Genomic DNA, 23,790 nt, shown 5'->3' on the forward strand with positions numbered 1-23,790 from the left:
ACCTAACCTTAACAAAATTGTTAAAATCAAGCAGCTTAAATCGAAATTTTAAGAAGTTCTTTATGAATTTCTTTGACTCTTTTTTGTGTTTTCTTTAAATCTATATTTAGAATAACATAATCTGACAGCTCTACTTTACGATCATCAGGCCATTGATTTGCAATCCGTTCTTTAATTTTTTCTACACTTGTAGTATCTCTAGAGCTCACTCGCTCTATACGAATTGCTTCTGGTGCTGTTACCAAAATGATATAATCGTATTTTGATTGAGAGTCATTCTCAAAAATGATAGCTGTTTCTTGTATAATATATGAAGTATCCTGTTTTTCTGACCATTCTAAAAAGTGATCTCTTACTGCCGGATGTACAATTTTATTCAACTCAGAAAGTAATTCAGGGTTTGCAAAAACCTTATCCGCAATGTATTTTCTATTTAAAACCTTTTTTTTATAAGATCGTTCTCCTAAAAGTGCTTTAATTTCTTTTCTTATTTTTTTTGAATTAACCATTAAAAGTTTAGCTTCTCGATCTGAGTTATAAACAGGCACTCCTGAATCTGCAAACATTTTTGCCACTGTAGTCTTACCACTTCCTATACCTCCTGTCAAGCCAATTACTTTCATTTACCTTTACGCTTTAGAATATAAGTTACGCTTTTTTCTGTTAGTTTAACTGAATTTATCTCTTTTGGCTTCGCCTTTACGAATAAAGGAATCACTTTTTGATCTTTGTTAGAAATCTTATTATAATCAGCAATTACAGTAATATCAGAATTTGAGAGACTTTTTAAATCATCTATTCTTCCCTTACACAAAACTGATATTGTTGTTGGTACTATTTTTATTTCATACCCTTCTTCTAAATTGATAACAGTTACTGGCACTTTTAATACTTTTTCAGAAAAACGCACTACCTGAACTGACACATCTACTTTACTATTAGAAAATTTAGTGTTCAAAAGATTTTTAGGCTTTAATAATGGTAAACTTTCTGAAAAATTATTTGAAATATTTTTCACTTTCTTTAATTCTGTTTTAATAAATGAAATCTGTTCTACTTCTTTCTTAGGGCCTGTAAGAACTATGCTATCTGGTGTAATTTTCAAATCATCATCTAACATATAATTTTGAGCAAGTTGAATTCTCAATCCAGAGATAACAGGTATTTTTTTCTTAAATAACGGGTAGATTTCCAAATTTATATCATCGCCATCTATCATTAATAAATCCATAGATTTCGACAATTGTTTTTCTACTTGAAGTTGATATATACTTTTAGGAACTATATAGTCTTCCTTATCTTTTAAAGCTTCAGCAACATCTATTTTAACAATTTCTCTCTCAAAATTAAACCCTAAAAAAGCAAAACCACTTGCCTTAAGCTTTACATCTATTTTTTGTTTAGATGCACTTACAAAAAGTAAACTATCAGGCACATTAATGTATTCTAAATCAAAAACTGCCCTATTTGTATAATCGTCAGATAGTTTACTTATAAACCAAGCTAAAGATGAAAACAAAAGAAAAATCAAAAAAATATTTAATTTTCGCTTTTGATACTTAGTTTTAACTTTCTTCATTATATATACTTACTTTTTAAAAAATAATTTAGGAAAAACCTCTTGAGGTTTCTTTGAACTAAAGTTAAGCAACAAAGTTGATTTTAAGAAACCAAACCCGTAACCAACAAATTGAATACAAACAGCTGCTATAGATAATAATGCAATCGCTAAATTTTTATTTTTAAGGAGTGAATCTATAAACAGTAATAAAAAATACAAGCTATACAAATACATAGGATAACCAACTCCTAATATTACAATTAAAACAGAAAATATAAAACCTAAACAAAAAATTGTAGGAAACCAGTATGTTATTTTTTTTGTTTCAGGATGCCACTTATTTAAAATAGGCCTAACCATACCAAATTTATTTACTTGCACGTAAAATTTATTCCAATCTATTCTTCGCTTATGATAAACAAAAGCTTCTGGTATTAATTTAGTTTTAAAACCTGCATTCCAAATTCGTATCGTCAAATCAGGGTCTTCCCCTGGGTGAATGTTACCATAACCGCCTGTAGTTTTAAAAGCTTTTTTAGATAAGCCCATATTAAAACTTCGAGGCTGAAATTTATCTACTGCTTTTTTACCTCCTCTAATACCTCCTGTCGTTAAAAAAGAAGTCATCGCGTAATTTATTGCTTTTTGAACCAAAGTAAAGCTTTCATGAGCAGTATCAGGCCCTCCGTAACAATCAACATACTCTTTTTCTAAAGATGCATTAGCTTTTACTAAATACTGCGGTGGAATAATACAATCTGAATCTAAAACAATAAAATAATTCCCTCTAGCTCTTTCCATTCCATAATTACGAGAATCTCCAGGGCCACTATTCGGTTTTTTTAAATATGTAATATTTAATTTAGATTGATACTCTAAAATTAATTCTTCAGAGCTAATTGTAGAACCATCTTCTACAATTACAATTTCGAAAGGCTCAGTATAGGTTTGTTCTAACAAACTATCAAGCAACTCTTTAATTTCATTAGGCCTGTTGTAAACAGGAACTATAAAAGAAAAATCTAATTTCATCTGAAATGAGTATAAACATAAAAGCCATTCGAAATAACGAATGGCTCTCGATTATAATAAGGTAATTTTTACTTCGTAAAGTACTCTATAACTTCTTGACTTACACCTGTATTAGAGAAACCTCCATCATGGAATAAATTCTGCATTGTTACTTTCTTAGTTAAATCAGAAAATAAAGAAATTGTATAATCTGCACAGTCTTGAGCAGTTGCATTACCTAACGGAGACATTTTCTCTGCATAGCTAATAAAACCATCAAAACCTTTAACACCTTGACCTGCCGTAGTTGGTGTTGGAGATTGAGAAATTGTATTTACACGTACATTTTTTTCTTTACCATAAAAATATCCAAAACTACGTGCTACAGACTCTAAATATGCTTTATTATCTGCCATATCGTTATAATCAGGAAAAGTACGCTGAGCTGCCATATATGTTAAAGCAACAATACTACCCCACTCATTCATAGCATCTGCTTTGTAAAGTGACTGCATTACTTTATGAAAAGAAAGTGCTGAAACATCCCATCCTTTAGCTGTAAAATCATATTTCTCATCCGTATATTTTCTTCCTTTACGAACGTTAACAGACATACCTATTGAATGTAAAACAAAATCTAATTTACCTCCTAAAATTTCAGTTGCTTTAGCTACTAAATTTGCTAAATCTTCTTCACTAGTAGCATCTGCAGGAATTATTTCAGAACCAGTTTTCTTTGCAAGTTCATTTATCTGCCCCATACGCATTGCTATAGGTGCATTTGTTAAAACAAAAGTACCGCCTTCTGCATGAACTGTTTCTGCTGTTTTCCAAGCTATTGAATTTTCATCTAAAGCTCCGAAGATTATTCCTCTTTTTCCTTTTAATAGGTTGTATGCCATTGTGTTTGTTTTTGTGTTCTTTTTATTGGTTCAAAGATATTAAAATTTGAATGGTTAAAATATCCGATAATTATATTTTTAAAAAATTGCTTATTTAGCCATTTAACAACTGTCTTGCATGTGCCAATGCTGAATCAGAAACATCTTTACCACCCAACATTTCTGCTAATTCTGATACACGTTCTTCTTTAGTTAATTTTTTCATTTTAGTATGCGTAACAGCCCCTTCATCTTCCTTATAAACTTTAAAATGATGTACACCTTTTGATGCTACTTGAGGTAAATGCGTAATAGAAAACACCTGCATTGTCTTACTCATAGACTGCATAATATCACCCATTTTATTAGATATTTCTCCAGAAACACCTGTATCAATCTCATCAAACATCATCGTTGGCAATTGCTCATACCTAGCTAAAATAGATTTAATAGTCAGCATAATACGAGACAACTCACCACCAGAAGCTACTTTTTTTAAATCGCCATAATTAGAGCCCTTATTAGCCGCAAATAAAAATATCAATTCATCTTTACCTTGCGTATTAAAGGTTTTAGCAGGGTTTATTTCTATTTTAAAAGTTGCATTACCCATACCTAATTGCGATAAGCTTTCTGAAAGTTGCTTTTGCAATGTTGGTATTATTTTTTCTCTTCTTTTTCTTATTTCAATAGCAACCTTATTTAGTTCTTGTTCTTCTGTTGCTAACTCTTTTTCCTTTTTCTTTATATCAGATTCTACATTTTCAGTTGCACTAACTTTTTCAGATAACACTTCTCTTATTTCGATAAGCTCGCTAATAGTAGAGCTGCCATGCTTTTTTTGTAAATCGTATAAAGTTTGAAGTTTTGTATTTACTTCTTCTAATAAATTTGGGTTTGCTTCTGCTTTTTCCTGAAAAACTTCTAGTTCTGAAGATATATCGTCTATTTCTATAAAAACAGATTGAATACGTTCGTTTAAGCTTTCAAATTGACTTCCAAATGTTCCTAATTTGCTAGATACTAACTTCAACTCTGCCATTAAAGTAATAACACCAACTTGCTCATCATTTAAAAGCTGATATCCTTTAGATAGATGCTCTACAATACTTTCTACATTATTCAACTGCTCGTATTGCTCTTCTAACTCTTCAATAATACCTTCTTTTAAAGTTGCTTTTTCAAGCTCTTCAAGTAAATGGGTATTATAATCGTGTTCTTTTATTGCATTTTGTTGAAAATCTAAGAGTTTCTTAAGCTCTCTCTGTATTTTTTGATACCCAGTAAGCTTGCTTTCAAAACTCAACAATAGCTTTCTATTGTCTGCTAATGCATCAATAACCTTTAGTTGAAAATCATTTTCGGCTAATTGCAATGTTTGATGTTGGGAGTGAATATCGATTAAATTATCACCTAACCTCGATAAAACATCTAATGTTACAGGAGAATCATTGATAAAAGCTCTTGATTTACCACTTGGCAAAATCTCTCTACGAATAATTGTTCTTGCTTCATAGTCTAAATCGTTTTCTTCAAAAAAATCTTTTAGATGGTACTTTTCAATTTCGAAAATAGCTTCTATAATGCATTTTTTAGTTTCATCTCTAAGCGAGCTTAAATCAGCCCTTTTACCTAAAATTAAACCTAAGCCGCCTAGTAAAATAGACTTACCTGCTCCTGTTTCACCCGTAATGATTGTAAAACCATTATCGAAGTTTACATTCAATTGATCTATTAATGCGTAATTCTGTATGGAAAGTGAGTTCAGCAATTCTAAAATAGTATTAGTGCTGTAAAGATAAATTATATTCTTTGAGTTAGAAACATTTAAGCAACAACCCTTTAATATTATTATCTAAATTTTTAGTTGAAAATAAAAAAGTATTGATTTTAGTATTGAATTTCACTCCAAGTACTCGAATAAAAAGGAGCTATTCTATTCAATGTTTCTTTTAATTGTACAATATCAACCTTAGGGCCATCAGAAAAAACATTCTGAATCTCTTCTGATTTTGCATCGAAAAAGGTTTGCACTAGAAAAGCATTAGGGCGTCGTTTAACCAAAGTTTCTATTAAACGCATACTACCTGATATTACTTGTTTTCCTGTACTATTATTATCAGCAAGTATATCTAAGCCTTTTCTATGGTAATTGTACATTGTTACTCTGTATTCCTTGAAAGTGTTCGATAATAAATTATCAACTAACTCAAAACGAGTTCTATCACTGGAGTTCTGGCTCCAACCTGCAGCACTAGTACCTTGTGCCTGTGTTACAATATTTTGTGCTTTTCTGTAAAAATCTGTTCCGCCATTCAACTCAAATGTATCTGCATCAATACCCAACATTATATATGCGTAATATGCTATAACGCTTACCAAGTTTGATTCAAAAACGTTCTCACTATAAACAAGTGGCTGAAATTCAGTGTAATTAAAGTCAAATTGATTGTCTTTATAATTAAAAACGGGACTTTCGTATGATGTATTAAATACAGGTCTTGAAGATTGCAATTGAATACTAGCTTTAAAACTATCGTTTTGATATTCAGAAACCGTAATAAACATTCTCACATTTACTTTTTCGTTTTCTTTATAATTTCTATTTGTCCACTTTGTTTTATTTACAAAATCATTAAGTGAACGCTCTAAGGTTTTAAAAACCTGTTGGTTTGTCTGCCCTACCTGATCTGAATTAATAGTAATAATCGCATTTAATTCTTGTGCGCTTACACAAAAAGGAAATATCACCACCAAAAGAAGGATTAAAAGAGACTTACGCATTTATTCTTTTTATAATTTCATTTAAAATATCCAACGCCACCTCTGCCTTGGTTTTTAATTCAAACGTTTTTATATCTGAATTCTTATCTATAAATGAAATTTTATTTGTTTTCTTTCCGAAACCTGCCCCTGTATCATTTAAAGAATTAAGGACTATTGCATCTAAATTTTTCTTTTTAAGCTTACCAATAGCATTCTCAACTTCATTTTCTGTTTCTAAAGCAAAACCTACTATAAATTGATTCTTTTTTTGCTCTCCCATTGACAATAAAATATCTTTATTCTTTGTCAACTCAACAGTAAACTCTTCAGCTTTCTTCTTAATTTTCTGATCTGCTACAATTTTAGGCCTATAATCTGCTACCGCAGCAGCCGCTATAGCTATATTAACGCCATTATAATACTCGTGAACCTTATCATACATTTCTTTTGCAGATATTACACGGTGTAACGTAATTAAATCGTGATCAATACTTAAATGACTGGGACCTGATATTAAAATAACTTCTGCTCCGAAACTCGCAGCTGCTTTTGCAAGCTCAAAACCCATTAAACCAGATGAATGATTACCTATAAAACGAACAGGATCGATTGCCTCATAAGTTGGCCCTGCAGTAACTAAAACCTTTTTACCTTTTAGTGGCAATCCTTTCAAAATGTAATTTTTTAAAAATTGCACTATATCTTCTGGCTCTGCCATACGTCCTTCACCATGCAAACCACTTGCTAATTCACCAGAGGTTGCAGGTACCATAATGTTACCAAAAGATTGTAATTTTTCAAAAGAAGCTAAAGATGATGGATGCTTATACATATCTAAATCCATTGCTGGAGCAAAAAAAACAGGGCATTTTGCAGATAAATAAATAGCCATCAATAAATTATCACAAACACCATTTGCCATTTTAGACAATGTATTTGCAGTTGCAGGCGCTACAACCATATAATCAGCCCAAAGACCAAGTTCTACATGATGATTCCAAGAAATTTCATTGTTTTCATCTTTTACAAAAGAAGAAAGAACTGGATTTTTAGAAAGTGTAGCTAAGGTAAGTGGAGAAACAAAAGAGCTGGCACTATCTGTTAAAATAACTTTAACATTAGCACCAGCTTTAATAAGTAAGCGAACTAAAAATGTTGTTTTATAAGCGGCAATACCTCCTGTAATACCTAATAGGATGTTTTTTCCGCTCAACATTTATTCTAGATCTTTCGCTGTATTTCTGTGATAAATTTTATCATCTAACCACTCTGTAACTGCTAAAGCGTGTGGCTTAGGTAATTTTTCGTAGAATTTAGAAACTTCAATTTGCTCTTTATTTTCGAAAACTTCTTCTAAGCTATCGCTGTAAGTAGCAAACTCTTCTAACTTTTCTAATAACTCTTTTTTAATTTCAGAGTTAATCTGAACAGCTCTTTTAGAAGCAATTGCTATTGCTTCATAAATGTTTCCTGTAGGAGCATCAAACTCATTCTTGTTGATGGTAACTGTCGAAACAGGAGCTTTTGAGTTTTTTAAATCGTTCATATTCATAATGAAAATGGTTTTACTTTGAATAATTTTGTAATTCTTTTTCTACTTTATCCATCAAATCACCCGCCTTCTTTTCATATTCGGTTTGAGGAAAATTCTTTTTAAGAGACGTATAAGCTGTTTTTGCATCTGCCAAACGTTCTTGCTTTTTATTCTCTGTACTATTTAAAGCTAAAATTGTTGTAGCCTTTACTTTATAATATAAAGCTTCTTCTTTATAAATAGATCCAGGATAATCTAAAACAAAATTATCTAAAGCCGCAATTGCAGAAATAGAATAATTAAGAGTATAAAACTCCCCTAGTTTTGCAAACTGCTTTGCTATTTCTAAAGCTTTTAATTCTTTTTTCGATGTCAACTCTTTTGCCATTGCATTTGCTTCTGGCATAAACTCTGAATCTGAGTATGTGTTAATAAAAGTTTGTAATTTCTGAAGTGCTTTATCCGTATCTGTTTGATCTAAAGAATATTTTGGAGAAAGCATATAATAACTTTTAGCTCCTAAAAAACCCGCTTCTTGTGCTTTATCACTTTTTGGATACGATTTTATGAAACGCTCAAACTGATAACCTGCTGTACTATAATCTTTAATTTGAAATAACGAATTTGATAAAAAGAACATAACACGCTCTCCCTGAGGCTTACCTATATATTTAGGTGCAATTTGCTCTAATAGTCTATTTGCTCTTTTATAATCTTCGGCGTCATAATACTTTTCTGCCATATCATACTTTGCCTTTACATCATCATTTTTAAGTACCTTTTGATACTCACTACATGAGGTAAAAACTAAAGCTAAAACAAACACACTTAAAAAAGGTCGCATTTTTCTAAACATTCTGCAAAATTAGGGATTCTTAATGAGATTAAAAAACATTTTTCAAATGCTAAAATAACTTGTGTAATTACTTCCACAAATGCTTTTGGCTAACATTTAACGTAAAAACTTTAAAGTATCGTATTTTACTTAAGCAGAAACCTCATTTAAAGCAGTAACAAAATGGTTTATTTTTGATTTTAATGATGGCGTAGCCTCCATTAAAGGCAGGCGCACTATGGCTTTTGAGATTGTTAGTATTTCAAAAATAGCTTTGATACCCGCAGGGTTACCTTCTTCAAAAATAAGATTCATTCCTTCCTCTAAACTATGGTGTATTTCATAAGCTTCGCCAATTTCTTTTTGCATACCTAATCGTATCATTCTAGAAAATTCTGCTGGCAAACCTTGTCCAATTACAGAAATAACTCCTGCACCACCAGCTAAAACCGTTGGTAATGCTGTAATGTCATCACCAGAAATTAAAAGAAAATCTTCTGGTTTTTCTTTTAAAATCTCTCCAATTTGATTCATATCACCACAAGCTTCTTTGATTGCTACAATATTTTTAAAATCTTGTGCCAACCTAATTGTTGTAGACGCTTGCATATTACTGCCCGTTCTACCTGGTACATTATAAATGATTATAGGCTTTGGTGAAGCAATTGAAATAGCTTTAAAATGTTGGTAAATTCCTTCTTGAGTAGGTTTGTTATAATACGGAGAAACTGATAGAATAGCAGCAAACTCTGACAGATCAATAGTTTTCAACTCTTCTACAACTAAAGCTGTATTGTTACCTCCAACCCCTAATACTAAGGATAATCTTCCTGCATTAGTCTGTATTATTGTTTTTACAACCAACTCTTTTTCAGCCTGTGTAAGTGTAGCTGTTTCTGCAGTTGTTCCTAAAACCACTAAATAATCTACTCCTCCAGTAATACTGTGCTCAACGACACGTTGCAAGCCTGCTACATCAACCGAAAAATCATCATTAAAAGGGGTAACAAGTGCTACTCCTGTGCCGTATAAATGCTCCATATCTAATCTATTTCCTTAAAAATTTTAAGGTATTTTTTTAATTCTTTTTTAAATAATCCAAAATTTGAAATTGGCGTATTTAATATCAAATCATTTAAATTATTGTCAATATCGTTAAATCCTACTCTTATTCTTGCTTTTGAATTTAAAGTCATTAATTGTAAAAGTAAATTATCATCTGTATAATAATTCACCAATAAATCATACTCTCTGCTCATAAACTCTAAAGCGTAACTATTTTCAATTTTCCCATTCCAACCTAAATCTTTATCAGAAAAAACAGGCGTTGAATACGGTGAATTTTTATCATAAAATTCTTTATATCCAATTATTTTAACTGAATTTGGCCTTAATGAAAATTCTTCTACAAATTGATAAAACAAATTTGTATCATCAAACTTGTCTAAATCTACGATGCAACCAATAGACATAATTCCTTTACCACCGCTCCCCTTATCTAAAGGTTTACTAAACAGTTGTTTTAAGTGCTTACGACCTGATTTTAGTTTTAATTTTTGTTTTAAAGCTTTTAAAAACATGTATTTTTACATTTATTACAAATGTAAATAATATTCACAGCAATTATAGCACGAAGATAAACACTAAAATGATTTTAAAAATTAAACAAATTGTTATAATTATAACACTCATAAGTGTTACATCCTGTAAAGAAGAGCCTTTCAAGTTATCGGAAATAGCAGGTAAACAAATAGTTATAACAGATTCTATATCTGAAACAACTAAAATAAAAGATTTTATCGCTCCTTTTCAAAAGCATATTGACAAAGTTTTAGATAGCACTCTCGCATATGCACCATATAAAATAACAAAAGAAGACGGAGAATTTAACACCACAGCGGGTAACTTAATGGCTGATGCTGTTTTAGAATTAGTTCAACCTGTCTTTTTTAATAGAACAAGAAAAAATGTTGACTTTGTGCTTTTAAATCATGGTGGTATACGTAGTATTATATCTAAAGGTAATGTAACAACTCGCACAGCCTATGAAGTTATGCCTTTTGAAAATACAATTATGGTTGCGTCGTTAAAGGGTAAGGCTGTTAGAGAATTAGTAAATTATTTAATAAAATCTAAAAGACCACACCCCATATCTGGCATACAAATTATAATTAATAATGATGAAAGTATAAATGCTGTAAACATTCAGAATAAGCCTTTTGATGAGAATAAAGTATACTATATAGCGACATCAAATTATTTGGTTAATGGCGGTGATCATATGGATTTTTTCAAAGAACATATCTCGTTAACAGAAACAGATTACTTAATCAGAAATATAATGATTGATTATTTTGAAAAAAATGACACTATAGCCCCTATTGTAGATGATAGATTTGTAAAATTAGATAAATAATAATGATGGATAGAAGAAAATTTATTTCGAACACTACGGCTACATCAGCTTTTGTTGGCTTAGGAGGATTATCATTAAATTCTTGTTTATCTGATAATAGCAAAAAAATTACAATTTTGCACACCAATGATGTGCATAGTCATATTGATGCTTTTCCCAGCAGCCACTCCGAGTTTCCTAACATGGGTGGCTTAGCGAGGCGAGCAACTTTAGTAGATTCACTTAGAAAGGAAAACCCGCATACATTATTATTAGATGCTGGAGATATTTTTCAAGGCACCCCCTATTTTAATTTTTACGGTGGCGAGCTAGAGTTTAAGCTTATGAGTATGCTTAAATATGATGCTGCGACAATTGGTAATCATGATTTTGATAATGGTATTGGTGGTTTATATGCTCAAATACCTAATGCCAATTTTAAATTAATATCTGCTAACTATGATTTTTCAAACACAGTTATGGATGGACATTGTAAGCCTTATGAAGTATATATTAAAGATGGTATAAAAATTGGCGTTTATGGCATTGGCATTGAACTTAGTGGCCTTGTTAACAAAAAAATGTATAAAGAAACAGCTTATCTTGATCCTTTTGAAATTGCATTAGACACAGAAAGACTATTAAAAGAAGAGGAGAAATGTGACTTAATCATTTGTTTATCTCACCTAGGCTATCAATATACAAGTGATAAGCCCGACGACCTTAAGCTTGCCGCTAAAAGTAAATACACAAATTTAATAATCGGAGGACACACCCATACTTTCTTAAAAAAGCCAACGGTTATAAAAAATAGTGTTCAAGAAAATATTTTAGTAAACCAAGTAGGTTGTTTCGGAATAAACTTAGGTAAAATTGATTTTTATTTTGATAGTAAGAAAAACATTTCGGCTAATGGTGTAAGTATTGCTGTATAAACATTACTGATTAGATGAAAATTATTAAAACAGATTACAATAATAAAGATTACAAAGCTTTGGTTGTTGAATTAGATGCAGATTTAGCCATTAAAGATGGTGAGGATCACTCTTTTTATAATCAATTTAATAGCTCAGAAGGTATTAATAATGTAATTGTCATTTACAAAAACGACATTGCAGTAGGTTGTGGAGCTATAAAACCTTTTAACAGAGGTACTGTTGAAATAAAAAGAATGTTTGTAAAACCTGAACATCAAGGAAAAGGTTTAGGTTCTTTAATTTTAAAGGCTTTAGAAGATTGGGCAAAGTTACTCAACTATAGCGCATGTGTACTAGAAACAGGTATTAGACAACCAGATGCAATTGCACTTTATAAGAAAAATGGGTATCTTATTATTGAGAACTACGGGCAGTATATAGGAGTCGAAAATAGTATTTGCTTTAAAAAAAATATATAATATTTATCTTTTTTGAAAATAAAAACACTTAGAAATTGGAATATCTAATAAATGGCATCATCTTTGCTTTTTATATAGTATTAATAATTAATTTTTTAACATGAGTAAAGGCACAGTAAAATTCTTCAATGACACTAAAGGTTTTGGTTTTATCACTGAAGAAGGTGTGGACAAAGATCATTTCGTTCACATTTCTGGATTAATCGATGAAATTCGCGAAGGTGATGAAGTTGAATTCGATCTAGAAGAAGGTAAAAAAGGTTTAAATGCAGTAAATGTAAAAGTACTTTAATATATACTTTCAAGTTTTAGTAAAAATCCCGTTCATAACTGAACGGGATTTTTTTTGCTTAGATTATTGATACAACCATTTTCTTTAGCTCTTCTTTTAAACTTATTTTTGGGTACGAAGTTCCCGCCTTTCTATACCAATACTCTGCATTAAATTTATCTCCTTCTTTTCTATGTAAGTACGCATGTATCAAACTCCCTAACGGTGTTTGTAAATCTTGTGCAATATCATGTGAAGCATTCCAATCTCCTTTAGCATCAAACCACAAAGCCTTTAAACCTTCTGACCAATCAGGGTCTGGCATATCATTTTTTAATGAAACATCAAACTCGTTATAATTATTCAACTTCATTATGCCAATCTTTTAACTAGTTTACCCACCGTTAACCCTTGTACTAATATCGAAAACACTACAACTACATAGGTAATTACTAAAATTAAATCTCTATTCATTTCTTCAGACAAACTTAAGGCTAATGCTATAGAAATACCACCACGCAAGCCCCCCCACGTCATTATTAAATTTGTATTTGGCACAAAATCGAGTTTCTTTTTAAAAAAATTAATTGGCATTAATAAAGATAAATACCTACATACTAGTATTACAGGAACAGCCACTAAGCCTGCCAATACATATTCTACTTTAAAGGTTAAAACCAACAATTCCATCCCTATTAAAACAAATAGTAATGTATTCAACAAAATATCTAATAATTCCCAAAATTTATCTACGTAAACCTCTGTGGTTTCAGACATAGCATCACTTCTCAACGTATCATTACCAACAACTAAACCAGCTGTGACCATAGCTAATGGCGCTGAAAGATGAAACTTTTGAGCTATTACAGTACCTACCATAACTGTTGCTAAAGTAATTATAACCTCAATATCATAATCATCAATAGATTTTAATAATTTATAAGTTACCCAACCCAAAAGCAATCCTAACAATACACCACCTACAACCTCAACACCGAACAACTCTAATACATCTAAAGGGGTGATAGTTTCTGTACTCGGAGACGCAAATTTAAAAATGGTTAAAAAAACTACAACCCCAACACCGTCATTAAAAAGCGACTCCCCTACTATTTTAGTTTCTAATTTTTTAGGCACGCCTGCTTTTTTTAAAATACCTAAAACAGCAATTGGGTCTGTTGGAGAAATAAGAGAGCCAAATAACAGACAATTTATATATGCTATATCCAAATGAAAAATTTGTAATATGTAATACATTAATGTTCCTACCAAAAAAGTAGACACCAAAACACCCAATGTAGAAAAAGCAAAAATAGGCCAACGTTGTACCTTTAATTGCTCAAAATTAGTGTGTAGAGCCCCTGCAAACAACAAAAAACTAAGCATTACATCTAATAAAACAGTTTTAAAATCTATTTGAGTAATTATGAATTTCTCCGCATTCAATAATGTATCATCAAAATAACTTAATGCAAATACACCTAAGGTAAAAACAATCGAAATTAACATCAAACCAATGGTATTTGGCAATTTCAAAAACCTAACATTTATATAACCAAAAGTTGCCGAAAGAAATACAAGTACTGCGATGATAAAAAAATAGTCCATTGGGTTTTTTATTTAAATACAAAAATGCATTATTTACTTTAAATATGATTACAATTTCACAAGCTCTTTCTGGTTCAATTATCTATAATAAATTAATTTTGCTCAAGTTTAGCATTTATTATTTCCCAAAAAATACGCAACCTCTACTAAAGTAGATTAAAATGAAAAATAAATTTTTAAAGAAATTTCTAAATTCTTATAAAAAGTTTCAAGTAAGCAAATCTCCTCAACTAAATTTGGTTTGGGGTTTTTTCATATATACTTTCATTGGTTTTATTCTTTTATCGCTTCCAATTTTTCATATCAATAGCGTATCAATAATTGATAACTTATTTACCTCAACATCTGCAATTTCTACTACAGGACTTGCTACAGTAAGTTTATCTGAATCTTATAATATCTTCGGGCAAGTATTAATTATTTTATTAGTACAGATTGGAGGTGTTGGATATATGACTTTAACGACCTATTATTTATTATTAACAACTCGAAGAATAACAAATTGGCATCAAAAAATTATTGGAGCTGAATTTACCATACCGAATACACTTAATATTGTCGATTTTTTAAAAAGCGCCTTTATTTTCACTTTTATAATGGAATTTATTGGAGCAATTTGTTTTTATTTTGCTTTTAAAGATTCCGGAATGGAGTCCTCTAAAGCAATTTGGTACGGAATTTTTCATAGTACATCTGCTTTTTGTACTGCTGGATTTGGACTTTTAAATGACAGCTTCATAAGCTATCAAAATAACAATTACATAAATGCAATTATATCAATACTCGCTATAGCTGGATCATTAGGTTTTATTGTTGTTACCGATTTATGGTATCGTATTTCAGGAAGATCAAAAAATATATCTTTCACAACTAAAATAATAATTTATGGCTTTAACTTATTACTCTTTTTAGGTACCATTATTACTTATTTTACAGAACCTTTAGTCGATAATAAAGATAATGCTCTGATGACATCATTTTTTCAAGCCATGACAGCAATAACTACCGTAGGCTTTAACACTACAAATACAGGCCTATTATCTAACCCAATACTATTATTACTTATATTTTTAATGTACATAGGTGCTTCACCCTCTGGTACTGCAGGCGGAATGAAGGTTACAACACTAACAGCTGTATTAGCTGTTATAAAAAGCAGACTACTCGGTCAAAAGAAAGTAACCTTTATGAAAAGAAAAATACCTATTGATAGACTTTACGTAGCTACTTCTACATTTATACTCTACACTTGTTTACTTTTTCTTTTTAGTTTTTTACTGACTTTTACAGAAAAAGATTCTTTTGAAAATATTCTTTTTGAAGCTGCATCAGCCCTAGGGACAGTTGGATTAAGCACTGGTTTAACTAGTAACTTAACTTTAACAGGTAAAATACTAATTATTATACTCATGTTTATAGGTAGAGTTGGCGTACTTACTTTCGGGTTCGCCTTACTTTCTAAAAAAGATCATAAAGAAATAAAAATGATACAAGAAGATTTAGCGGTTTAATCTTCCCGTAGTATTCCCCTCTAAAATTGCCATAACTTCCTTAACGGTTGCAAAATTAACATCACCCTCATACGTATGTTTTAAAGCACAGGCTGCACTGGCAAACTCCATAGACTTATAATCATCAAACTGTTGTAAACCATAAATTAAACCTGCAGCAAAAGCGTCTCCAGTTCCTATTCTATCTACAACATGAGTTATATCTAAGTCTTGAGTTTCTCTAAACTCCTGACCATTCCACATTCTAGCACGAATTTTATGCCATGAAGAATTTACTGAAGTTCTTATTTTATCAAACACCTTTGTTATTGATGGAAAGCGAAGTATCAATTGTTTACTTGCCTCTATAAAATCATCATTAGAATATGTAAAATCAGTTCCTAATACTTCATTAATCTCATTAATTCCCCCTATAAAAATGGTAGAATACTCTAGTAACTCACATAGAGCTTCTTTTGGTTCTTGACCATATTTCCATAATCCATTTCTATAAGTCGGATCTGCTGTTACAGTAATTCCTTTTTTACGAGCTAATTTTAAACCCTCTCTAAGAGTATCAAAACCACCTTGACATAATGCTGGTGTAATCCCTGTCCAATGAAACCAATTAGCATCTTCTAACGATTTCTCCCAATTCACCATCGCTGGTTGAATTTCAGAAAATGAAGAATGCGATCTGTTGTATGATATAGAACTCGGACGCATAACTGCTCCTACTTCTAAAAAATACACTCCTAACGGCCTGCTTGAGCGTACTATAGAAGACGTATCAACATCAAACTTATTTAAGTAAGATATAGCTGTATCACCAATAAAATCATCTGAAATACATGTAATATGCTTTACTTTACCACCGAAATTAGAAATAGAGATTCCTACATTAATCTCTGTACCTCCAAAGTAAAACTCTAATGTATTTGATTGTATGAATTTTTTATTCCCTTCTGGGGATAATCGCATTAATACTTCTCCGAATGTAATTATTTGACTCATTACGCAAACGTTTGATTTACTGTAAATTTAACTAAGATTATCTCCTTTTAATAGAAAATAGCAATTATTAACAAATAGCGGTTAAATTGACTACTAACTAAACTCAATTACATCTATAAAGAAAATGAATTGTGTTACTTATTTAAGTATTTAAGGTATTCTATAATTAACAAAGCTAGTATTTTTGAAATATAACTTAAAATCAAAAAATCATGAGAAGTCTTCTTTGGCTTGTAGCCGTTATTTGCATCATTGTATGGCTTTTAGGAATGCTAGGTGTTGTGCCTGGTATAGGCACCAATAGTTTAATTCACATTCTTATAGTCATTGCTGTTGTAGTAATACTTTACAATATTATTTCTGGTAGAAAACCACTATAGTAAAATATAAAAACGAATACACAAAAAAGCCAGCTTTATTTAAATAAAGCTGGCTTTTATTATTTTACCTACTTGATATACTTAAGAAGGTATAAATGCTAAAAAATCATCTTCTGTGATTATTGCAACACCCAACCCTTCTGCTTTTGTTCTTTTACTAGGCCCCATTTTATCGCCTGCTACTAAATATGTGGTTTTAGATGATACTGATGAACCTACTTTACCTCCATTATCTTCTATTAATTTTTTAAGCTCATCACGACTTACTTTTTCAAAAACACCAGACACTACGAAGGTTTGCCCTTTTAAAGCTTCTGTTTGGTTCTCTAATTTATCAGCAGAAAGTTCGAATTGAACTCCATATTCTTTTAAACGTTCAATAATCAATTGATTTTCTTCTGCTTGAAAAAATTCAACAACACTATTCGCTATACGCTCTCCTATTTCATCAACAGCAATTAACTCTTCTACAGTTGCTATTTTTAAAGAATCAATATTCTTATAAGCTTTAGCTAATTTTTTAGCTACAGTTTCTCCTACAAAACGAATACCTAATGCAAAAAGAACACGTTCAAACGGAATAGCTACAGAAGCTTTAACACCACTAACTAAATTCTCTGCTGATTTTTCTGCCATACGCTCCAAAGGCATTACTTGCGCTTTAGTTAATGTATATAAATCGGCATAGTTAGTAATTAAACCTTCTTTAAATAACAACTCTACAGTTTCACCCCCTAGCCCCTCAATATCCATTGCTTTACGAGAAATATAGTGTTGAATACGGCCTGTTATTTGTGGCGGACAACCATAAAAATTAGGACAATAATGTTTTGCATCACCTTCTGTCCGTTCTAAAACTGTTTTACATTCAGGACACTGACTTATATAAACTGTTGCTTCTGAATCTTCAGGGCGTTTAGTGAAATCTACTCCAATAATTTTCGGAATAATCTCTCCTCCCTTTTCAACAAAAACAGTATCTCTTTCTCTAATATCAAACTTTGCTATCTGATCTGCGTTATGTAATGATGCCCTTTTCACCGTAGTTCCGGCTAATAAAACAGGTTCTAAATTTGCTACTGGTGTAATTGCCCCTGTTCTACCTACTTGGTAAGTAATTTCATGTAACTCAGTAGATACCTGTTCTGCCTTAAATTTATAAGCCATTGCCCAGCGTGGAGATTTTGAAGTATAACCTAACTCTTCTTGGTGCTGCAAATTGTTTACTTTAATAACTACACCATCAGTTTCATAAGGCAGTTCATGTCTATGAATATCCCAATGCTCAACAAAAGCCATAACATCTTCTGTTGATTTACAAAGTTTTGCAATCGCAGGTACTTTAAAACCCCACGCTCGTGCCTTTTCAAGCATTTGAAATTGAGATTCTACGCCTGTTTTCTCCCCTACAATACCATACAGCAAACACTCTAAAGGGCGCTGAGCCACCAAAGTACTATCTTGTAATTTCAAACTTCCTGAAGCCGTATTTCTCGGGTTCATATACGGTTCTTCTCCATTTTCAATACGCTCTACGTTCATTTTAGCAAAACCTTCAAATGGCAGAACAATTTCTCCTCGAATATCAAACCTCGGAGGATAATCACCTTTTAATTGTAATGGAATCGATTTTATAGTTTTAATATTATTAGTAACATCATCACCCTGAAAACCATCACCACGTGTTAATGCTCGAACAAGCTTTCCGTTTTCATACGTAATACTTATCGACGCCCCATCATACTTAAGCTCGCAAGTAAACGCTACTTCAACATCTCCCAACCCCCTTTGTATTCTTTTTTCCCAATCTTCTAAATCTTCTTTAGAATAACTATTATCCAAAGAATACATACGACTATCGTGCGCTATTGTTTCAAAATTTTTAGTAACCATACCTCCAACACGTAAAGTTGGCGATGTAGGGTCATGAAATTCTGGATGTTCAACTTCTAACACTTGCAACTCTTTTAATTGCATATCAAAATCGTAATCAGATATTGTTGGAGTATCTAATACGTAATAATTGTAATTATGCTCTCTAAGAGATGTTCTTAAGTTTTCTATTTTTAGTTTGATGTCCATTTCAAATTCTTATTCATATGTAAATTAACTTTTAAGATTAAAATCTTTAACTCAAGCCAATTTACCTTTTAACATTCTATCATTGCCAAACATATCTTGGCGTAGTTCAATATCTGAAAAATTAGCTTCTTCTAAAAGCTGTTGCGTTTCTTTTCCTAAATATTGATTAATTTCAAAATATAATACGCCCCCTTTTTCTAAATTATGAACCGCAAACTCTGTTATCTTTCTATAAAAAAGCAAAGGGTCTTCATCAGTAACAAAAAGCGCTAACTCAGGTTCATGTTTTAAAACATTACCATTCATTTTTTTCTTTTCCAACTCACGAACATAAGGTGGGTTTGAAACTATAATATCAAATTTCTGGTGAAGCTTATTTATTTCTAAAATACTAGCATGTACAAACTCTACTTCAACCCTATTAACCTTTGCATTCTCTATCGCTATTTGCAAAGCATTGTCAGAAATATCTACCGAAGAAACATTTGCTTTTGGTAAGTTTTTTTTAATTGAAATAGGTATACAACCACTACCTGTACCTATATCTAAAATCTTTAAATCTGTATTATCATTTAACACATCATCTAAAATCCAACGTACTAATTCTTCTGTTTCAGGCCTTGGTATTAAAACATTTTTACTTACTTTAAAATCCAAGTCCATAAAATGTGCCTTTTCTATAATATGTTGAATAGGAATCTCTAATTTCAACCTACTTAAGGCATCAAATAACGGAGTTTCTTCTTCTTTACTTATTACCAAATTAGGCTCTAATGCTAAAATAAAACGCTCTAGCTCTAAATAGTGCTCTATAAGCATGTAGAAGAAACTGTTTACTTCTTCTTTACCGTATACTACATCAAGCTCTAAATGAAATATGTTCTTAATTTCTTTTAAATACATTTGTATTATTTAAGTTCTTTAAGCATCCAAACTGGACACGAGAAATGACCTGTATCTCCCATTGGAGCTTCTAAATATTCGAAACCAGATTTCTTGTACAATTTTTGTGCTGCCTCCATATAAGGCATAGTTTCTAAATACATTTCATTAAAACCATATTCTTTTGCCTTCTCTATACAAGTATTAATCATTTGTTCCCCTATTCCTTTTCCTCTTGCCTCTTCTAAAAAGTACATTTTCTGAAGTTCACACACATTACCATCGTAATTTTCTAATTGAGCAACACCACAGCAACCAATAATCTTTTCATTTTCTTCAACTACAAAATAGGTAGCTTTAGGAACATTATAATTCTCATACATATAATTTAGGGCTTTATCCTCATAAGCTGTTCCTACTTTTGGCACGCCTAAATCAACCAACACCTTTCTAACAACTTCTGCTACAGCTGAATTATCTTTTTGTTGAATTTCTCGAATTACAATACTTCCCATAATTTCTTAAAATGATATCTATTTAATATCCTATTTTTGCGATGTGAAGATACATGAATTTTATATTTTACGCTGCATTCAAATTGCCCAAAACGGTTTAGGTACTACAGCGCCCAACCCAATGGTTGGCGCTGTAGTTGTTCATGAAAATAAAATTATTGGAGAAGGTTACACTAGTCCATATGGTGGAGCACATGCAGAAGTAAATGCAATCGAATCTGTAACCAATAAAGCCTTATTAAAAGAAGCTACTATTTATGTAACTCTTGAACCTTGTTCTCATTACGGGAAAACACCACCTTGTGCTGACTTAATAATAAAACACCAAATACCTAAAGTAATAATCGGCTTACTAGATCCTCATGAAAAAGTTGCAGGCAAAGGTGTTCAAAAATTAAAAGATGCTGGGTGCGAAGTTTCTGTGGGAATTCTTGAAAAAGAATGCAGATTACACCACAAACGCTTTTTAACTTTTCAAGAAAAGAAAAGACCATATATTATTTTAAAATGGGCAGCAACTGCTGATGGTTTTATTGCCCCAAATAAATCACTCAGAAATGATATTAAAGAGCCTTTTTGGATTACAAATGCATACTCTAAACAATTGGTTCATAAATGGCGCTCTGAAGAGCAAGCTATATTGGTAGGTACAAATACCGTTTTAGAAGACAACCCTAAATTAGATGTTCGCAATTGGAATGGAAAAAATCCAACTCGAATAATATTAGATAGGAGCTTAAAAACTAATTCTTCTTTTCATGTTTTAGATAAAAGTGTAAAAACTATTGTTTTTACAGAAGTTAAAGATGAATCTAAGCACCTAAAGGGGGTTGATTATATATTAATAAATTTTTCAACAGCAGTTGCTTTACAAATTTGTAACGCACTCCACAAATTAAATATACAAAGCTTATTTATTGAAGGTGGGGCACAAACTTTACAATCGTTTATCGATGAAAACTTATGGGATGAAGCAAGGGTCTTCAACGGGGTTTCATCTTTTAAAACAGGAACTAAAGCACCTACGCTAAATGTAAAAATGATTTCATCAGAGCAAATAGAAACAGATACACTAAAAACTTTTTTAAATGATTAAAAATATTGTTTTCGATTTTGGAGATATATTTATAAACCTAGATAAGCCAGCCATTTTTAAGGAGTTAGCGAAGTTTGGTTTTACCGAGGTTTCCCCTGAGTTAGATACGATATTAAAATCGTATGAAATGGGCTTAATGTCTTCTGCTGATTTTATAGCAAAATTAAATCTGATATTCCCTACTGCTAAGCCTGAAGAAATTAAAAACGCATGGAATTCAATTCTTCTAGATTTTCCTGAATATAGATTAGAATTTATTGAAAAGTTAGCTGCTGAAAAACAATATCGTTTATTCCTGCTTAGTAATACAAACGAAATTCATATCGATTATGTCATAAATGACATGGGATCTGAGCGTTTTAATAGATTCAAAACCTGTTTTGAGCAATTTTATCTTTCTCATGAAATGAATTTAAGAAAGCCTAATATTAATATCTATAAATATGTTTTATCAGAAAACAAACTACTTGCTGAAGAAACTTTTTTCATTGACGATACTAAAGAAAATACAGATGCATCAGCGTCAATAGGAATAAAAAGCTGGAATTTACAAGTTGGAAAAGAAGATATCATAAAATTAAGTGAAAAATTATAGCATATGGATTTAGCTTTATGCATCATATTTTCCAGTTCACTATTTGTAATTTTTAAGTTATTTAACAACTATAAAATTCAAACTCTTTATGCAATAATAACTAACTATTTTATAGCTTTTCTTTTTTCTATTTTTTTTTATAACGGAAAATTAAATTTAATAGAAATCACAGAAAAAGAATGGTTTATACCTACTGTATGTCTAGGGCTTTTATTTTTAACTGTATTTTATATTACCGCAAGAACATCTCAAGAGATTGGTGTTTCAGTAGCATCAGTAGCTTCAAAAATGTCTTTAGTAATTCCAGTAATGACAGGTGTTTTGGTTTATAAAGAAGATATAAGTACATTTAAAATAATAGGTATAGTATTATCATTAATAGCCGTATATTTTGCCTCTTTAAAAGATAAAACTATCACAGTAAAAACAGGAACTCTTGTTCTTCCCATTTTATTATTTCTTGGAGCAGGGTTAATAGATACTAGCATAAAATATATACAAACTACATATGTACCTAAAAATGAATTCTCGCTGTTCTGCGCTGTGGTATTTGGTTCTGCAGGTATATTTGGTGTTCTATTTATTAGTATACGATCTTACAAAGTACCATTGAAAATTAATTTCAAAAATGTTTTAGGTGGTGTTTGTTTAGGTTTCTTCAATTATTTCACATTATTCTTTTTATTAAGAGCATTACAAAATGATGTTTTTGATAGTTCATCTATTTTTACAATCAATAATGTGGCTGTTGTATTATTTTCAACATTATTAGGCATATTATTGTTTAAAGAAAAATTGATTCCTAAAAACTGGATAGGAATCGGACTAGCCGTAATAAGTATTATTTTAGTAGCTTTATTTTAATGGAATTAGCCACCGATACTTACAGAACATTATCAAAACCTTCTGAAGAAATACTTTTTAAAGAAAAAAAAAGTAAATTTTTTGGTTACGCTTTCCCTATTACTTCAGAAGAAGAGGTTAAACCAATTATTGAAGAACTCAAAAAAAAACACCATACGGCTGGTCATGTTTGCTATGCGTGGCAACTAGGCATAGACAACACGAATTATAGAGCTAACGATGACGGAGAACCTAACAACTCCGCAGGAATGCCTATTTACGGACAAATACAGTCGTTTGAAGTTACAAACGTATTGATTGCTGTTGTAAGAATTTTTGGAGGCACTAAATTAGGCGTTGGAGGCTTAATAAGTGCATACAGAACAGGTGCCCAAATGGCACTAGAGACAGCAGATATAATAGAAAAAATTGTTCAAAAACAATTTGAACTATCATTTGAATATGCGGACATGGATAAAATTATGCGCATAATAAAGCAAGAACATTTAAATATTGTTTCTCAAAGAATGGAGCTAAACTGCTCACTTATTTTTTCTGTAAGGAAAAATGATGAAGAAAAAACAAAAACAATTTTCAAGAAAATACATACTATCAAAATAAAAGAAAAATAGCCT

The 23,790-nt window shown here is 31.1% G+C and carries 27 protein-coding genes; 10 read left to right on the top strand and 17 right to left on the bottom strand.

The window, feature by feature from the left end:
- Nucleotides 1–35 precede the first annotated feature (35 nt).
- From coaE to H0I23_RS08680, 11 genes are all read right to left on the bottom strand, one after another.
- Nucleotides 36–623 carry a dephospho-CoA kinase gene (coaE, locus tag H0I23_RS08630; protein WP_216782831.1) on the bottom strand — a complete coding sequence of 196 codons (588 nt, stop codon included), beginning with the start codon at nt 621–623 and terminating at the stop codon, nt 36–38.
- Nucleotides 620–1,579 (bottom strand): CdaR family protein, encoded by a 960-nt coding sequence (locus H0I23_RS08635; protein WP_216782832.1) that lies wholly within the window; start codon nt 1,577–1,579, stop codon nt 620–622. The genes coaE and H0I23_RS08635 overlap by 4 nt, the downstream gene beginning before the upstream one ends.
- A 9-nt stretch (nt 1,580–1,588) precedes the next feature.
- Nucleotides 1,589–2,593 (bottom strand): glycosyltransferase family 2 protein, encoded by a 1,005-nt coding sequence (locus tag H0I23_RS08640; RefSeq protein WP_216782833.1) that lies wholly within the window; start codon nt 2,591–2,593, stop codon nt 1,589–1,591.
- A gap of 68 nt (nt 2,594–2,661) precedes the next feature.
- Nucleotides 2,662–3,474 carry an enoyl-ACP reductase gene (locus H0I23_RS08645; protein WP_216782834.1) on the bottom strand — a complete coding sequence of 271 codons (813 nt, stop codon included), beginning with the start codon at nt 3,472–3,474 and terminating at the stop codon, nt 2,662–2,664.
- 94 nt (nt 3,475–3,568) lie between these two features.
- Entirely contained in the window at nt 3,569–5,224 is a 1,656-nt protein-coding gene (recN, locus tag H0I23_RS08650; protein WP_216782835.1) for a DNA repair protein RecN, read from the bottom strand.
- A 119-nt stretch (nt 5,225–5,343) separates the two neighbouring features.
- Nucleotides 5,344–6,237 (bottom strand): DUF4835 family protein, encoded by an 894-nt coding sequence (locus H0I23_RS08655; RefSeq protein WP_216782836.1) that lies wholly within the window; start codon nt 6,235–6,237, stop codon nt 5,344–5,346.
- Nucleotides 6,230–7,435, bottom strand: coding sequence for a bifunctional phosphopantothenoylcysteine decarboxylase/phosphopantothenate--cysteine ligase CoaBC (gene coaBC / locus H0I23_RS08660; protein ID WP_216782837.1), 1,206 nt, complete (start codon nt 7,433–7,435; stop codon nt 6,230–6,232). The genes H0I23_RS08655 and coaBC overlap by 8 nt, the downstream gene beginning before the upstream one ends.
- Nucleotides 7,436–7,771: a DNA-directed RNA polymerase subunit omega gene (locus H0I23_RS08665; RefSeq protein ID WP_216782838.1), complete on the bottom strand. Its 336-nt coding sequence runs from the start codon at nt 7,769–7,771 to the stop codon at nt 7,436–7,438.
- Between the two features lie 13 nt (nt 7,772–7,784).
- Nucleotides 7,785–8,609, bottom strand: a complete 825-nt coding sequence (locus tag H0I23_RS08670) for an outer membrane protein assembly factor BamD (protein ID WP_216782839.1) — start codon at nt 8,607–8,609, stop codon at nt 7,785–7,787.
- Between the two features lie 129 nt (nt 8,610–8,738).
- Entirely contained in the window at nt 8,739–9,629 is an 891-nt protein-coding gene (gene dapA, locus H0I23_RS08675; protein ID WP_216782840.1) for a 4-hydroxy-tetrahydrodipicolinate synthase, read from the bottom strand.
- Between the two features lie 2 nt (nt 9,630–9,631).
- Complete coding sequence (locus H0I23_RS08680) at nt 9,632–10,168, bottom strand: hypothetical protein (protein ID WP_216782841.1); 537 nt, start codon at nt 10,166–10,168, stop codon at nt 9,632–9,634.
- Nucleotides 10,169–10,236: 68 nt separating this feature from the next.
- Between H0I23_RS08680 and H0I23_RS08685 the strand changes: the two genes are divergently transcribed.
- The 4 genes from H0I23_RS08685 to H0I23_RS08700 all read left to right on the top strand — a co-directional run bounded on the left by H0I23_RS08685 (nt 10,237) and on the right by H0I23_RS08700 (nt 12,671).
- A complete protein-coding gene (locus tag H0I23_RS08685; protein WP_216782842.1) occupies nt 10,237–11,004 on the top strand; it encodes a 5'-nucleotidase C-terminal domain-containing protein in 768 nt (255 codons plus the stop codon).
- Between the two features lie 5 nt (nt 11,005–11,009).
- Complete coding sequence (locus H0I23_RS08690; RefSeq protein ID WP_216786053.1) at nt 11,010–11,918, top strand: bifunctional UDP-sugar hydrolase/5'-nucleotidase; 909 nt, start codon at nt 11,010–11,012, stop codon at nt 11,916–11,918.
- A gap of 14 nt (nt 11,919–11,932) precedes the next feature.
- Nucleotides 11,933–12,379, top strand: a complete 447-nt coding sequence (locus tag H0I23_RS08695; RefSeq protein WP_216782843.1) for a GNAT family N-acetyltransferase — start codon at nt 11,933–11,935, stop codon at nt 12,377–12,379.
- A gap of 100 nt (nt 12,380–12,479) precedes the next feature.
- Entirely contained in the window at nt 12,480–12,671 is a 192-nt protein-coding gene (locus tag H0I23_RS08700) for a cold-shock protein (protein WP_216782844.1), read from the top strand.
- A 58-nt stretch (nt 12,672–12,729) separates the two neighbouring features.
- Here the strand turns inward: H0I23_RS08700 and H0I23_RS08705 are convergent, their stop codons facing one another.
- Both H0I23_RS08705 and H0I23_RS08710 read right to left on the bottom strand, forming a co-directional pair.
- A complete protein-coding gene (locus tag H0I23_RS08705) occupies nt 12,730–13,023 on the bottom strand; it encodes a hypothetical protein (protein ID WP_216782845.1) in 294 nt (97 codons plus the stop codon).
- Nucleotides 13,023–14,258, bottom strand: a complete 1,236-nt coding sequence (locus tag H0I23_RS08710) for a sodium:proton antiporter (protein WP_216782846.1) — start codon at nt 14,256–14,258, stop codon at nt 13,023–13,025. The genes H0I23_RS08705 and H0I23_RS08710 overlap by 1 nt, the downstream gene beginning before the upstream one ends.
- 161 nt (nt 14,259–14,419) lie before the next feature.
- On the opposite strand from H0I23_RS08710, the gene H0I23_RS08715 reads away from it, so the two are divergent.
- Nucleotides 14,420–15,769 carry a TrkH family potassium uptake protein gene (locus H0I23_RS08715; protein WP_216782847.1) on the top strand — a complete coding sequence of 450 codons (1,350 nt, stop codon included), beginning with the start codon at nt 14,420–14,422 and terminating at the stop codon, nt 15,767–15,769.
- Here H0I23_RS08715 and H0I23_RS08720 read toward each other — a convergent pair.
- Nucleotides 15,758–16,762, bottom strand: a complete 1,005-nt coding sequence (locus tag H0I23_RS08720) for a sugar kinase (RefSeq protein WP_216782848.1) — start codon at nt 16,760–16,762, stop codon at nt 15,758–15,760. The two genes, H0I23_RS08715 and H0I23_RS08720, sit on opposite strands and share 12 nt — an antisense overlap.
- A gap of 212 nt (nt 16,763–16,974) precedes the next feature.
- Between H0I23_RS08720 and H0I23_RS08725 the strand changes: the two genes are divergently transcribed.
- A complete protein-coding gene (locus H0I23_RS08725) occupies nt 16,975–17,142 on the top strand; it encodes a lmo0937 family membrane protein (RefSeq protein ID WP_158979400.1) in 168 nt (55 codons plus the stop codon).
- Nucleotides 17,143–17,223: 81 nt separating this feature from the next.
- On the opposite strand, the gene ligA is transcribed toward H0I23_RS08725, so the two are convergent.
- From ligA to H0I23_RS08740, 3 genes are read right to left on the bottom strand one after another with little or no spacing between them, the layout of a single operon-like run.
- On the bottom strand, nt 17,224–19,224 hold the full coding sequence (gene ligA, locus H0I23_RS08730; RefSeq protein ID WP_216782849.1) for an NAD-dependent DNA ligase LigA: 2,001 nt from the start codon (nt 19,222–19,224) through the stop codon (nt 17,224–17,226).
- A 51-nt stretch (nt 19,225–19,275) separates the two neighbouring features.
- Nucleotides 19,276–20,127, bottom strand: coding sequence for a peptide chain release factor N(5)-glutamine methyltransferase (gene prmC, locus H0I23_RS08735; protein ID WP_216782850.1), 852 nt, complete (start codon nt 20,125–20,127; stop codon nt 19,276–19,278).
- A 5-nt stretch (nt 20,128–20,132) separates the two neighbouring features.
- Nucleotides 20,133–20,621: a GNAT family N-acetyltransferase gene (locus H0I23_RS08740; RefSeq protein WP_216782851.1), complete on the bottom strand. Its 489-nt coding sequence runs from the start codon at nt 20,619–20,621 to the stop codon at nt 20,133–20,135.
- A 43-nt stretch (nt 20,622–20,664) separates the two neighbouring features.
- Here H0I23_RS08740 and ribD point away from each other — a divergent pair, with 43 nt between their 5' ends.
- From ribD to H0I23_RS08760, 4 genes are read left to right on the top strand one after another with little or no spacing between them, the layout of a single operon-like run.
- Complete coding sequence (gene ribD / locus H0I23_RS08745; protein WP_216782852.1) at nt 20,665–21,717, top strand: bifunctional diaminohydroxyphosphoribosylaminopyrimidine deaminase/5-amino-6-(5-phosphoribosylamino)uracil reductase RibD; 1,053 nt, start codon at nt 20,665–20,667, stop codon at nt 21,715–21,717.
- Nucleotides 21,710–22,312, top strand: coding sequence for an HAD hydrolase-like protein (locus H0I23_RS08750; protein ID WP_216782853.1), 603 nt, complete (start codon nt 21,710–21,712; stop codon nt 22,310–22,312). Before ribD ends, H0I23_RS08750 begins: the two co-directional genes overlap by 8 nt.
- A 3-nt stretch (nt 22,313–22,315) precedes the next feature.
- Entirely contained in the window at nt 22,316–23,176 is an 861-nt protein-coding gene (locus H0I23_RS08755; RefSeq protein WP_216782854.1) for a DMT family transporter, read from the top strand.
- Complete coding sequence (locus tag H0I23_RS08760; protein WP_216782855.1) at nt 23,176–23,787, top strand: YigZ family protein; 612 nt, start codon at nt 23,176–23,178, stop codon at nt 23,785–23,787. Before H0I23_RS08755 ends, H0I23_RS08760 begins: the two co-directional genes overlap by 1 nt.
- Nucleotides 23,788–23,790 lie beyond the last annotated feature (3 nt).

It is taken from the genome of Cellulophaga sp. HaHaR_3_176 (assembly GCF_019021925.1).
Taxonomy (GTDB): domain Bacteria; phylum Bacteroidota; class Bacteroidia; order Flavobacteriales; family Flavobacteriaceae; genus Cellulophaga.